This is a genomic window from Natronobiforma cellulositropha, from assembly GCF_025629245.1.
GTDB classification, from domain to species: domain Archaea; phylum Halobacteriota; class Halobacteria; order Halobacteriales; family Natrialbaceae; genus Natronobiforma; species Natronobiforma cellulositropha.
In genome coordinates this window covers 12,197-25,007 of sequence record NZ_JANZXN010000019.1, presented here as the reverse complement: position 1 = coordinate 25,007, position 12,811 = coordinate 12,197, and the positions used below count along the sequence as shown (strand labels likewise).

Annotated in this window: 14 protein-coding genes; 10 read left to right on the top strand and 4 right to left on the bottom strand. The window is 66.7% G+C overall.

Features of this window, described 5'->3' with window-relative positions:
• Positions 1 to 9: 9 nt before the first annotated feature.
• Entirely contained in the window at positions 10 to 1,713 is a 1,704-nt protein-coding gene (locus N0B15_RS09715; protein ID WP_263019504.1) for a type II/IV secretion system ATPase subunit, read from the bottom strand.
• Between the two features lie 148 nt (positions 1,714 to 1,861).
• Between N0B15_RS09715 and N0B15_RS09710 the strand changes: the two genes are divergently transcribed.
• The 5 genes from N0B15_RS09710 to N0B15_RS09690 all read left to right on the top strand — a co-directional run bounded on the left by N0B15_RS09710 (position 1,862) and on the right by N0B15_RS09690 (position 7,124).
• On the top strand, positions 1,862 to 2,332 hold the full coding sequence (locus tag N0B15_RS09710) for a DUF5793 family protein (protein WP_263019503.1): 471 nt from the start codon (positions 1,862 to 1,864) through the stop codon (positions 2,330 to 2,332).
• Between the two features lie 92 nt (positions 2,333 to 2,424).
• A complete protein-coding gene (locus N0B15_RS09705; RefSeq protein WP_263019502.1) occupies positions 2,425 to 3,564 on the top strand; it encodes an ABC transporter ATP-binding protein in 1,140 nt (379 codons plus the stop codon).
• Between the two features lie 19 nt (positions 3,565 to 3,583).
• Positions 3,584 to 4,270 (top strand): DUF998 domain-containing protein, encoded by a 687-nt coding sequence (locus tag N0B15_RS09700; RefSeq protein WP_263019501.1) that lies wholly within the window; start codon positions 3,584 to 3,586, stop codon positions 4,268 to 4,270.
• Between the two features lie 55 nt (positions 4,271 to 4,325).
• Entirely contained in the window at positions 4,326 to 4,604 is a 279-nt protein-coding gene (locus N0B15_RS09695) for a UPF0058 family protein (RefSeq protein ID WP_263019500.1), read from the top strand.
• 120 nt (positions 4,605 to 4,724) lie between these two features.
• Positions 4,725 to 7,124: a DUF7527 domain-containing protein gene (locus tag N0B15_RS09690; protein ID WP_263019499.1), complete on the top strand. Its 2,400-nt coding sequence runs from the start codon at positions 4,725 to 4,727 to the stop codon at positions 7,122 to 7,124.
• A gap of 4 nt (positions 7,125 to 7,128) precedes the next feature.
• Here the strand turns inward: N0B15_RS09690 and N0B15_RS09685 are convergent, their stop codons facing one another.
• A complete protein-coding gene (locus N0B15_RS09685; RefSeq protein WP_263019498.1) occupies positions 7,129 to 7,434 on the bottom strand; it encodes a hypothetical protein in 306 nt (101 codons plus the stop codon).
• Positions 7,435 to 7,690: 256 nt separating this feature from the next.
• On the opposite strand from N0B15_RS09685, the gene N0B15_RS09680 reads away from it, so the two are divergent.
• From N0B15_RS09680 to N0B15_RS09660, 5 genes are all read left to right on the top strand, one after another.
• The gene (locus N0B15_RS09680; protein ID WP_263019497.1) at positions 7,691 to 9,052 is read left to right on the top strand and encodes an adenylosuccinate synthase; all 1,362 of its coding nucleotides are present in this window, start codon (positions 7,691 to 7,693) and stop codon (positions 9,050 to 9,052) included.
• A gap of 163 nt (positions 9,053 to 9,215) precedes the next feature.
• The gene (locus N0B15_RS09675; RefSeq protein ID WP_263019496.1) at positions 9,216 to 9,527 is read left to right on the top strand and encodes a hypothetical protein; all 312 of its coding nucleotides are present in this window, start codon (positions 9,216 to 9,218) and stop codon (positions 9,525 to 9,527) included.
• Positions 9,521 to 9,916: a type II toxin-antitoxin system VapC family toxin gene (locus N0B15_RS09670; protein ID WP_263019495.1), complete on the top strand. Its 396-nt coding sequence runs from the start codon at positions 9,521 to 9,523 to the stop codon at positions 9,914 to 9,916. The genes N0B15_RS09675 and N0B15_RS09670 overlap by 7 nt, the downstream gene beginning before the upstream one ends.
• A 49-nt stretch (positions 9,917 to 9,965) precedes the next feature.
• The gene (locus tag N0B15_RS09665; protein ID WP_263019494.1) at positions 9,966 to 10,160 is read left to right on the top strand and encodes a methytransferase partner Trm112; all 195 of its coding nucleotides are present in this window, start codon (positions 9,966 to 9,968) and stop codon (positions 10,158 to 10,160) included.
• 6 nt (positions 10,161 to 10,166) lie between these two features.
• Positions 10,167 to 10,739 carry a DUF7524 family protein gene (locus tag N0B15_RS09660; RefSeq protein WP_263019493.1) on the top strand — a complete coding sequence of 191 codons (573 nt, stop codon included), beginning with the start codon at positions 10,167 to 10,169 and terminating at the stop codon, positions 10,737 to 10,739.
• A gap of 3 nt (positions 10,740 to 10,742) precedes the next feature.
• Here the strand turns inward: N0B15_RS09660 and N0B15_RS09655 are convergent, their stop codons facing one another.
• A complete protein-coding gene (locus N0B15_RS09655) occupies positions 10,743 to 11,870 on the bottom strand; it encodes a DR2241 family protein (RefSeq protein ID WP_263019492.1) in 1,128 nt (375 codons plus the stop codon).
• A 4-nt stretch (positions 11,871 to 11,874) separates the two neighbouring features.
• Positions 11,875 to 12,756 carry a CbiX/SirB N-terminal domain-containing protein gene (locus tag N0B15_RS09650; protein WP_263019491.1) on the bottom strand — a complete coding sequence of 294 codons (882 nt, stop codon included), beginning with the start codon at positions 12,754 to 12,756 and terminating at the stop codon, positions 11,875 to 11,877.
• Between the last annotated feature and the right edge of the window lie 55 nt (positions 12,757 to 12,811).

Below are 12,811 nucleotides of genomic sequence, written 5' to 3'. Positions count from 1 at the left end.
GGCTGTGGCTCACGGCGTCGACTCGAGCGAGGTCTCGCGCTCGATCCGCTCGCGGACGCTCTCGCTATCGGCGTAGTACTCGCCGACCAGCGCGGTGAACCGGCGGTAGTCGTCGACGCCGTGTTCGCGGGCGTACGCGAGAAACCGTTCTCTGTGCCCGAGTTCGGTTCGCAGTTCGCGCTCGCTCCAGCCGCGTTCCTCGCGGATGGCCGCGAGGACGTGGGTGCTCTCGCCCTCGAAGCTGTCGGCCGTCGCGTCCCACGTGTAGGCGGTCGAGTAGTCGAGTTCGCCGGTTCGCGGGTCGACGCCGTCGATCTCTGCGATGACGTTCGTCCGCCTGACCCGTTCGTCCCCGAGTCTGGTCAGCGTCTGCACGGAGAGGATGTCGAGGCTCTGGACCATCGCGCGCGGAACGTTGATCGGGTCGTTCTCGAGGCGGTTGATGACGGTCTGGACGGAGTCGGCGTGCATCGTCGAGTAGGTGGTGTGGCCGGTGTTCATCGCCTGGAAGAGCGTCATCGCCTCTTCGCCGCGGACCTCGCCGACGACGATGTACTCGGGGCGGTGGCGGAGCGCCGACCGGAGCAGGTCGTACATCGTGACGTTCGTACCGTCGTAGCGGTGTTCGCGTGTCACCGCGGAGAGCCAGTTCTCGTGGTGGAGTCTGAGTTCGCGGGTGTCCTCGATGGTCAGCACTTTCGAGCGCGGCGGGATGAACATCGAGATGGCGTTCATACTCGTCGTCTTGCCGCTGGCGGTGCCGCCGGCGAAGACGAGGCTCTTGTTGTGTTCGATCGCGAGCCAGAGGTAGGCCATCTGCTCGACGCTGAACGTGCCGTACTCGATCAGGTCGACCGGCGTGAGCGGTTCGTCGGCGTACTTGCGAACGGTGAACGCAGAGCCGCGCGGCGTCACCTCTTCGCCGAGGGCCAACTCGGCGCGTGAGCCGTCCGGCAGCGTCGCCTCGACGAGCGGGTCTCCGATCGAGATGTGCCGGCCTGCGTGCTGGGCGAGGCGGACGACGAACCGGTCGAGGGCCGCTTTCTCGAACGAGACGTTCGTCCTCACGTCCGCGTACTCGTCGTGGTAGACGAAGATGGGGACGCCGTAGCCGTCACAGGAGATGTCCTCGACGTGGGGGTCGTTGAGTATCGGCGTCAGTCGTCCGTACGCGCGGAAATCACGATTGACGTAGTAGAACAGCCGGTAGAACGTCGCCGCGTCGACCTCGACGGCGTAGCGCTCGAGGTACTCCCGGACCGTCTCGAACAGGCGGCGTTCGGCGTCGTCCTCGTCGTGGTCTGCGTACAGCAGCGGCTCGCGTACGTCCGCGAACAGTGCGTCGAGGAGGGTCCGTTCGCGTTCGCTGAGACTCGGCTCGACGGTCTGGTAGGCGTGGCGGTGGCGGTCGTGGTCGAACGCGATTCTGACGAACGAGAACGGCGCGTCGACCCAGTAGCGCGCGACTTCCTCGTAGTCGTCGTCCGGTTCGAACGCCACGAGCGGCCCGTGGGCCGTCGGCTCGTACGGACCGATCTCGAGCGTCGAACCGCGCAGAACGTCCACCGTCCGTGCCGTCGAGCGACGGAGCCGCTCGAGTACCGCCCGAGCGCCACGGCCGTCGAGCGACCGGGCGCTCGCGCTCGGGTCCGTCGTCGCCGCTCGTTCGGTGGTCGCTCGGCCGTCGGCGGGTTGCTCGTCGTCTCCGGTCATCGGTGCGTTCGCGGGTGGTCCCGTGTTCGTCCCTCCCGTGGCACTCGCGTGGTATAAATCGGCTGGCCGTTTCGGCTGGCGGGCGATTGCACAGACCGGGGTCGGGCGGTACGTTGATACCGCGTGAGTACCAACGTACGGCCACGCGATGAGGCGCGACCATTTCACGCTATCTGTCAGCAACATCGACTGGGTCGAGACCGGCGAGCAGCCACGGCGTCCCGCCGTATCGATCGACTTCACCGGTCCAGCCACGCTGCTTCGTGAGCGCCTCACCGGACCCGACGGCGACCTCCTCGAGGCACACGAGACCGACGCGTCGCTCAGGCTCCAGGCACCGCTGGGGGAGGAGGCGACCGGCGTCGTCAGCGTCACGAACCGGATCACCGGCGACTTCATCCTCGAACTCAACGAGGACGCAGACGACGTCCTCCGCTTCGTCAGGGCCGCTCGAGGCTACGGCGAGGCGACGAGCGACGAGGAGGGGCGGTACGACGTGACGATCACTCTCGACGGTGAGCCGTTCGTCAGCTACGAGAAACGCACGTTTCTCGTCTACGACGACGAGGGCAGTCTGTTGCGCCAGCACAGCCTGATCCCCAGCGGCGTCGAACTCTGAGCGGGGCGGTCCCGACGTACCGGAACCGGTAACTATATGGTTTTAGGCTGGCCTAAAGCAGATAACGCCCGGCACACGCCAGGGGGAACTCGATGTCGAACAGCGAACTCCGCACCACGACGACCGACGACCCGTCTCCGCGTCCACTCGAGACGACGACGCCCGTCGTCCTCGAACTCGACGGGGTCACGAAACACTACGGCGACGAGTGTGTCGTCCCCGACCTCTCGCTGTCGGTCCACGAGGGCGAGTTTCTCACGCTCCTGGGACCGTCCGGCTGTGGGAAGACGACGACGCTCCGGCTGATCGCCGGACTCGAGCGCCCAACCGGCGGCGCAATTCGCTTAGAGGGCGAACGCGTCGCCGGCGAGGGCACGTTCGTCCCGCCGGAGCGCCGGGGCATCGGCATCGTCTTCCAGGAGTTCGCCCTCTTTCCACACCTCACCGCCCGGGAGAACGTCGCCTTCGGTCTCAACGGGTGGCCGAAGGCCGAGCGAACCGCCCGCGTCGAGGAGTTGTTGTCGCTCGTCGGCCTCGAGGCGCAGGCCGAGAGCTACCCGGAGGAACTCTCCGGCGGCCAGCAACAGCGGATCGCGCTGGCGCGCTCGCTCGCGCCCGAACCGGAGATTCTGCTGCTCGACGAACCGTTCTCGAACCTCGACGTCGACCTCCGCGTCGAGATGCGCGAGGAGGTGCGACGGATCGTCAAGGAAGCGGGGGTGACGGCCGTCTCCGTCACTCACGACCAGGAGGAGGCGCTCTCAATTTCCGACCGCGTCGCGGTGATGAACGGCGGCGCGATCGAACAGATCGACGAACCCGAAGCGGTGTTCCAGCAGCCGACCTCGCGCTTCGTCGCGGGCTTTCTCGGCCACGCGAGCTTTCTCTCCGGTGACGTCCACGGCGACCACGTCCGGACCGCCCTCGGACGCGTCCTGCGCGACGACGTCCACGGTCTCGCCGAACAGTACGACGGCAGCACCATCGACGTCATGGTCCGTCCCGACGACGTGACGGCGTTTCCGGCGACCGACGTGGAGACCGACGGCCAGGTCGTCTACCGCCGGTATCTCGGGCCGACCATCCTCTACCGCGTCGACCTCGACAACGGCGAGACGATCGAGTGTATGCACAACCACTCGGATACGATCGACCTCGACGAACGCGTCGCCGTCCGCGTCACCGCCGACCACGAACTCGCCTGGTTCCCCGCCGACCACCGCGAGGACTGAGCCGCGTTTCGCGACACCCATGGCGCTCGAGTCACCTTCCTCGTCCGTGTTCGCCTCTCGCAGACGGATCGCCGCCGGTTGCGGGCTCGCCGTTCCGGTGTTCACGCTCGGCGCGATCGTCCTCGCCACCGTCCTCGCTCCGCCCGAGACGTTCACCTGGTCGGAGCGGGCGCTCTCCGACCTCGGGCGTGCCGGCGCACCGACGTTCACCCTGTTCAACGGCGGACTCGTCCTGGGTGGACTGTTCGGACTCCCGTTCGTCTGGCGGCTCTGGATCGGCGCGCGCAACACGCTCGAGCGCGTCGGCACCGGCTGTTACGCCGTCGCGCTCGTCGCCATGGCGCTCGTGGGGGTGTTCTTCCTCGAACACACGACCTGGTACCTCGAGACGGATCTCCACGCGCCGGTGGCGCTGGCCTTTTTCGGAACGGTACCGGTGGCGAACTGGGTGCTCGGTGTCGGAGCGATTCGGGCCGGCGACCGCCGCTGGGGGCTGGTGACGGTGTCTGCGGGAATCGCGCACGTGCTCACGTGGGGACTCTGGCTCGCCTCCCTCGCGACACTCGCCTCGCGACCGATGGCGTGGTTCGCCGTCCCCGAGATGGTCGCCGCCGTCCTCTTCGGCGGGTGGACGATGCTCGCCGCCGTCCGCTTCCTTCGCGAACCGCCGTCCGGGAACGCTCACGATCGATCGTTGAGCCGGTAACTTTCGCTGGATGCAACCCCACAACTCTTAACTCGAAACCGTCCATACGAGCGGTATGCACAAAGACGAGCTTCTAGAACTCCACGAACAGCTCGTGATCATCATGGAGTACTTTTCAGAGCGCGACAGCGTCGACGAGACGCTGTTCGACCCGTACCACGGGCTCGACGTCGACCCGTCTCACGTCCACAAATCGAAGAGCGAGCACAAACACGCCGTCTTCGTCCTCGGGAACGCGCTGGCGAACGCGATGAGCGACGACGAGTTCTCGAGCGCCGGCCGGATCGGCAAGCGCATGGAGGAACTCGCCGACGACGCCGAATCGAAGATCTAGTACGCCGCCACGCGTCGGCTGCAGTGTCGGACCGATACCTGTCAACTGCTTCGACTCCTCAGTCAGGCTACGGACGCTACTAGGCGAAACGTATTTGGCTTGGTTCCCGCTTGTTGGATTATGGATCCGCGCACGCAAGAGCGCGTCGAACGCTGGGACTCTCGCCCGTTCGCAGGCGGTTACGACGGGCTCTCTGATCTCGCCGACCGGGGCTTTTCGGGAGCCGTGACCACCGGCGGGACGTGGCTGTTCATGCTCAACGGCCGCGTCGTCGGCATCGTCGACGGGTCGATGGCCACGTTCGAAGACGCTTCCGGGACGACGTACGTCGCACCGGACCCCGCACTGCCCTTGCTCTCCTCGATGCTCGAGACCGGCGGCGAGACGAAAGCGAAGTACTACACCAACGAGACGCCGCTCACCGAGGTCGACCGGACGCTCACCGAGAAGTCGTTCACCGGCTACGTCGAACTCAGCGAGGGCGTCCTCAGCGGCGACTACTACGTCGTCTACTACGGCGGCCGCCGGATGGCCGCCGCCTACATCGGCAACGCCGAGCGCCTGCTCACCGACGAGGAGGCGTTCCAGCGCGCCGCCGACGAGGTCGGCATCTACGAGGTCACCGAGGTGACTGTCGAGGTGACCGACGTGCCGGGTGCCGCCGGCACCGTCACTGCACCGCCAGCCGAGGAGCCGGCCGAACCCGACACGAGTGACGAACCCGACACCGACGCCATCGCCCTCGGCAGTGGGGATGGCCCGGCCGACGATACCGCCGGAGACGCCGCCTCGAGTCCCACGCCCGAGTCGAGCGACACCTCGACGCTGATCGCGGACGTCGACGTCGACCCGGAACCGGCGGGCATCACCACCGAGGACACCTACGAGCACGAACCCGCCACGGCGGGGATCACCGACGGCATCACCGATCCCGTCGTCGACGAGGCGGAATCCGACGACGAGGGAGCGGGAACCGACACGGACGGGGAGACGGCCGACGGCGACGGTGGACCGACGGCCGAGACCGAGACGGCCGACGGGACGGCGACCGAGGTGGCCGATCGAACGGCGAGCGAGGAGACCACCTCGCAGGTGACGACACCCGCGCCCGAGCCGGACGACCTGGAGCAGGCCGTCGACGAACTCGACGGGAGCGGCCTGCCGTGGGACGACGAAGCCGCCGACGCGACCGACGATGCGGACTCCCCACCCCAGGCCGAGGCGAGTACGCCCACCGAGGACTCGCTCGAGGAGCGCTTCGAAGAGGAGGCACGCTGGCGTGAGACCCGGCGTATTCCGTCGATCGATCCGGAGAACTCGAGCCCCGAGGCGTCCTCGGGTGGACAGGCGGAGTCGCGCCCATCGGCCGGGCCTGACGGGCGACACACGCGCTCTCAGCAGCCGTTCTCGCCCCGTCAGCGATCTCCCGCCAGTGCCGAGAGTACCGCTTCCGGTGCGCCCGAACGGCAAGCGCCAACCGACGCAGTCGGTGACGAAGATCACGCACAGGCAGATACGGAGCCGACGGACGGCTCGGACGACGCTCTCGAGTTCGACATGTTCGAGCGCGAGGACAAGATCGATCAGCTCACCCAGCGCGTCGACGACCTCCAGAGCCAGCGTGACGACCTCGAACGCGAGCGTGCAGCGCTCGCGTCGACCAACCGCGACCTCACCGAGACGATCGAGCAACTCGAGAGACGGATCGCCGACCTCGAGACCCGCCTCGAGGCGGCGAGTTCGCCCGGCCAGGAGGCGGTCGCGACGCCGGCCAGCGACGCTGGGACCGGCGGCCAACAGCTCTCCCCGCGCCAGGCGCTCTCCGGGACGAACCTCTTCGTTCGCTACGGTTCGAAGAGTCAGCCGACGCTCGAGACGGCCCACGCTGGTGAGGCCGACGCGACCGCCGTCGACTCGAACCTCTTGCTCGAACACCACACGCAGTTCTCCGCCGCCGACGCCACCGTCGACGGCCAGCCCTACGAGGCGTTTCTCACCGACACGATCGAGTACCAGTTCGTCGACTGGCTCACCAGGACGCTCCTCTACGAGGTCAGGGATACGGGTCACGCGAACGCACTCGCCGACCTCTACGACGTGATCCCGCGGATCGACCGGGCGGAACTCGGTGCTGCCATCTCACTGGCTGACGACGACACCGAAGACGTTCCCGACGCAGTCACCTTCGACGTCGTCGCCTTCGACAAGCGGGGGACGCCGCTGCTCGTCGCGAACTTCAACGACTCGCGCGAACCGGCGACCCGCGAGATGCTCATCGACCTCGAGGAGACCGCCTCGGCGGTCAACGCGAACTACCCCGACCTCGGTGCGGCGATGGTCGTCACCGCGAGTTTCTTCGACCCCGGTGCGCTCGAGGTCGCCGAGGAAGCCACCGGTGGGGGCTTTCTCAGCCGTGGCTCGAAGTTGAGCTACGTCAACCTCTCGAGAAAACAGGGATACCACCTGTGCCTCGTGGAGGCGCGAGGCGGCGGGTTCCACGTGACGGTGCCAGAATTGTGAGAGATTAGCCCTGAATTTCGGCGACGTCTTCGATCTTCATTCCGTTGAGTTTCTCGATGATTTCGTCGATCTTGCCGTCGAGGTCGTCGACGAAGTCAGCGGTGTGCTCCGTCTTGATCGCTCCCTGGCTCGAGGGCTCGATCAGGTTCTCCTCCTCGAGGACGCGAAGCGAGTAGCGTACCTTGTGGTGGGGGTAGCCGGTCTCGTTCGACATCTTGACGATCCCGATCGGCTCGTTCTCGATGACCATCTTCAGTACCTGCAGATGCCGTTCCAGCATATCGACTTCCTTCTCCAGTCGGTCTATCATGGCATTTGTTAACTTGTCTTTCCACCCTTTAAAGGTTACCCTCGAGAACGTATAGATTCGCTTCCAACTGGCCGGTTAGCCGTGGCAGTAGTTAACGCTTCTGATTCTATTTCGATCCTGATAATTATTGATGGATTGAACGCGCACCGCCGGTGGGCACGTTCGTCGTCCATGCGCACGAACGTGCACAAGACGAGGTGATCGTGGCGGGCAGACCGTAATCTGTTTATCGGCCCGGCAAGAATCCGCCGCTGTTATGACCGTCACAATCGTCGGGTCTCAACTCGGCGACGAAGGCAAGGGTGGCGTCGTCGATCTCTATGGCGACGCTGCCGACGTCGTCGCCCGGTATCAGGGCGGCGACAACGCCGGACACACCGTCGTCTACGACGGCGAGAAGTACAAGTTATCGCTCGTTCCCAGTGGTGCCGTTCGTGGGAAGGTTGGGGTGTTAGGAAACGGCTGCGTCGTCAACCCCGAGACACTCTTCTCCGAGATCGATGGTCTCCGCGAGCGCGGTCTCGAGCCGGACGTTCGCGTCGCCGAGCGCGCTCACGCGATTCTCCCCTACCACTGCGTACTCGACGGCATCGAGGAGGACGCCAAAGACGGTCTCGCTGCCGGAACGACCAAACGCGGCATCGGCCCGACCTACGAGGACAAGGCTGGACGGCGCGGCGTTCGCATCGGCGACCTCTTAGACCCCGAGACGCTCCGGACGCGACTCGAGTACGTCGTCCCCCAGAAGCAGGCGCTCGCCGAGGAGGTCTTCGGTATCGAGACCGGCGAGGAGTTCGACGTCGAGTACCTCTACGACACCTGTCTCGAGTACGGCGAGCGTCTCGCCGAGGAGGAGATGACCGTCGACGCGGGCACCTTCCTCCAGGAGCGGATCGACGCGGGCGAGAACGTCATGCTCGAGGGCGCACAGGGAACCTCGATCGACATCGACCACGGCGTCTACCCCTACGTCACCTCCTCGAACCCGACCGCCGGCGGGGCCTGTGTGGGCACCGGTCTCGGGCCGACAGTCGTCGGCAGCGGCGACGTCATCGGTATCGTGAAAGCCTACCTCTCGCGCGTCGGCACCGGCCCGCTCCCAACCGAACTCGGCGGCGTCGAGGGCCAGACACCGGCCTACGAGGGCGGCGACGACTCGCCCGAAGAGGAACTCGCGACCTACATCCGCAACGAGGGCGGCGAGTACGGCACCGTCACCGGCCGCCCGCGCCGCGTCGGCTGGCTCGACATGCCGATGCTGCGCCACGCCGCGCGAGCCAGCGGCTTCACCGGTCTCGCGATCAACCACATCGACGTCCTCGCCGGACTCGAGGAGGTCGAGGTCGGCCACGCCTACGAGTTCGACGGCGAAGAGATCTTCACCGTCCCGCCGACGACCGAGAAGTGGGGCCGCTGTGAGGCGATCTACCGGACGTTCGAGGGCTGGGACGAGGTCGACTGGCGCGCCGTCGCCGAGGAGGGCTACGACGCCATCCCCGACAACGCCCAAACTTACCTCGAGTACATCGCCGACGAACTCGATACCCCGATCTACGCCATCGGCGTCGGTCCCGCCCGCGAGGAGACCATCGTCCTCGAGAACCCGTTCGACGCGTAGGGCGCGCTCGAGGAACCGCTTCTCGGATCGGCCGTTCAGCGACGTATTTTGACGGCTGTCTCGACTCACGAGTGGGAACTCTCACTGGTCTCGTAGCACTGGCACAGTGGGCGGCCCTCGGCACAAGCTTTAGGTCACAAACGTACGTACTCACGAACGTACGATGGGACAAATAAAGTTCGACGTTCCCGACGATATCGAGGAAGACTTTCGACGGGCGGCGATGGAGCGATTCGGTTACGAGCGCGGCAGTCTCACGAAAGCGGGTGCGCAAGCCCTGCGCGAGTGGGCCGAAATGCAAGAGTCGATGGGCGCGCTCTCGGTCCCCGATTCACCAGTCGCCGCGATCAGCGGGCAGCTCGAACACGTCCAAGAGAGCAGTGTCGAACTCCAGGAATCGATCGGCTCACAGCTGGCCGACGCGTACGTCGACGGCCGCGACAGCGACGGAGACGAGCGTGACGGAGCGTGTTGATCGACGCGAACGTCTTTCTGGAAGTCCAACTCGACCAGCACCGTGGTGCAGCGTCCAGCCGATTCCTCGAACGGGTCGCAGCTGGCGACATCGACGCGACCGTGACACATTTTCACGTCGATGCAGTCGCATACATCCTCGAGCGACGAGGCGACGATGGCGCGGTCGAGACGTTTTTGCTTTCGCTCCTCGGATACGACGGACTCTCTGTCGTCACCCAGTCTGTCGTCGAGAAGGCGATGGCGTGTCGTCTCTTCGAGCGCTACGACGCACTCGATTTCGACGATGCACTCGCAGTACAGGCTGCACTGAAACTCGAGGAGCCGACGATCGTCTCCTACGATACCGACTTCGACGACGTCCCGATCGTCGACCGAACGATCCCCTGAAGAGACGCGTTCCCGAAACCTTTTGCCAGATGCGGGCGCTGGCAGTAGTATGAACGAGTCGTTGCTCGAGATTCTCCGTTGCCCGCTGGACAAAGCTGAGCTGACACTCGAGGACGCCGAGTACGACGGCGACGAGATCGTCTCCGGAACGCTCGTCTGCACCGAGTGTGGCGAGCGCTACCCGATCGAAGACGGCATCCCGAACCTCCTGCCGCCGGACATGCGTGAGGGCACACCCGCCTGATCCGCCGTGTCCCAAGAGGTGACGGTCCACGTCGGTCGTGACGGCCCACAGACGCTCGAAGCGACCGCATCGCTTCTCGAGACGCGCGGCGGCGGCTCCTTCGACCTCGTCCTCGAGAACCACGGCACGCCGATCCACGTCCACTGTCACCTGGCGGGCGACATCGCGAGGGTCGCCTCGCTCGAGGTAGGAAATCACTACGTCGACGCCGACGAGACCGTCGTCGTCCCCGTGCACGTCCCGGACGTCGGCCACGAACTCGGGGGAACGCTCGAGGTCTCGACCGGCTACGGAGCGAACGCGGTCACCATCGGCGTCGCCGCCACCACCGGTTCACAGACCGCCGTCGACGAGACGCTCGCCACACCCCGGACCCGAGAGCCGGAGCCATCCGCGCTCGAGTCGGTCGCCGCCTCGGTCGGTCTCGACCCCGCGACGCTCGCCGTCCTCGGACTCGGTCTCCTCGCGGTCGCCGTCGCCGTCTCGACGGCCGCCGTCGTCGGCAGCGAGGTCGCCGTCCTCGGCGTCCTCATCGTCGGCGCTGGCGTGCTCGTCGCGCTCTGGCTGCTCCTCGAGTGAACCTCACGCTCCGTCTTCGTCGCCCGTCTCGTCGAACAGCGAGCCCTCGGCCGCGCGCTTCGCCCGCAGGTAGCGCGCCCGGTAGCGGTTCGCCCCGTCGTTGAGGTCGGCCTCCCTGATCTCGTCGACCCGGCCGTCGGCGACCGCCTCGAGCAGCGCCTCGAGCTGGTTCTTCTCACTCAGGGTGAGCTCGACCGTCCAGGTCTGTTCGCGCTCGCTCTCGAGGATGGCCCACTTGCGCGCGGCGGCGATCACGAGCGAACACGGCTCACGACAGGGGAAGACGCCGTCGCCGCCGGGGACCGAGAGGTGGTCGTCTTCCTCGTAGTGCCACTCGCGTCGGCGCAGACACTGCGAGTCGACACAGCAGGCGTCGGCCATCCACTCGACGGCCTCGCGGGGCAACTCGTCGACCACGTCGTAGATGCCGCTCTGGCGGTGGGCCGTCTCGAGCCAGTGGTCGACGTCGAGGTCGCCCCCGCGCTCGCGGTGCCAGTTGGCGACCGTCGCCGGGTAGACGAACTCGACCGTCTCGAGCAGGTCCGACCCCGAGAGATGAGGGAGTACCCAGCCCGAGACTAGCGTCGGCGCGGTCTTCAGCGGCCGGTAGCGCCCGCGGTCGTCCTCGGTCGTCAGGTCGCGCGCCGCTCGAGGGCCGTCGAGGCGCTCGAGGTCACCGACCGCCGTCTCGGCGTCGTCGACGTGGCGGACCTCGTAGACGCGCTCGCCGGTCTCGCCGGCGAGACGGCTGGTGATCGCGAGCTGTCCCCACTCGCGCTCGAGACCGTCAGTGAGCGCCTCGTACCGTGACGGGGGCGCGAGCGTCTCCCCAGGGTTGTCCGCGTCACCCTCGAGTGGCGCGTGTTCACACCACCGGAGGAACGCACGGCGGGCGGTCCCCACACCGCCGACGCGGTGCCAGTAGTGCCAGTTGGTGACGTACGCGGGCACCTCGGCGAGCGCCGCCGACAGTCCCTCCTCGTCGAGTCCGTCGGCGCCCTCCGCCGGTGTCTCGAGCGCGTAGCCGTCCGCGCGTTTCTCGACTCTGAGTCCGTCGAGTGCGACGTGGCCGGCGCGCTCGACTCGCTCGCAGAGCGCCTCGACTGCCGTCGCGGGTGTCTCTTCGCTCACGGTATCAGTCGCTCGTCACCGCGGTGGTCTGCTGACCCGTCTCGAGGCGCACCCGTTCGATGGCGTCGCCGACGTCCGCCCCGGCGTCCGCCGCGCGCTCTAAGACGACTTCGGCGGTCAGGGGTTCGGTGCCGACCGCGCCGGTGTACCAGATGCGCTTGCCGTCGACCTCGCCGGGAACGTCCCATCCGGTCCGGAAGTCGTCGGTCAGCCCCACGTCCTCGGGGATGTCCTCCTGGGTGTGGTAGCCGTCGGCGACGAACAGTGGCACGACGACGACGTCCTCGGTCTCGACGTGGTCGGTCACGTCGTCGACCTCCGGCTGTTCGTCCATGAACAGCGAGACGACCTCGTCGAACCGCCCGCGCTCGCGAATCCTCGTGGCGTGGTACTCGATGGCCTTCGCGCTGTTCTCGTTGCGCTCGGTCCCGTGGCCGACGACCGCCAGGGCGAACCCCTCGCCGACGTCGGGGTCGCCGGTGACGCTCTCGGCGCGCCTGACGATCACATCCGCCATCGCGTCGTGGGTGCCGACCGGCCCACAGTAGTGGACCGTCTTCCCGACGTCCGTCGCCTCGAGCGTCGCCTCGGAGGCGCTCGTCCCGTCGGAGTCCCACCGCTCGGGGTCCCAGTCCTCGAGTCTGAGTTCGCGCGGGATCACCTCCTCGGTGAAGTAGCCCTCGCTGATGAACAGCGGGACGACGAACACCTCGTCGGCCTCGACCGTCCGAATCACCTCTCTGAAGTGTGGCTCTTCCTTCCAGAACGCCTCGCGGACCTCGTCGAACGCACCCGCGTCGCGGATGGTGTCCGCGTGCGCGTGTGTCGGCTCCGACGCGCCAGGATTCAAGTGCGACCCGTGTGCGACGATGACGAGCGCTTGCATACTCGCGCGTTAGGCTGGCGCGCGTTTAGGCACTTCGCTGTCGGCACTCCGAATC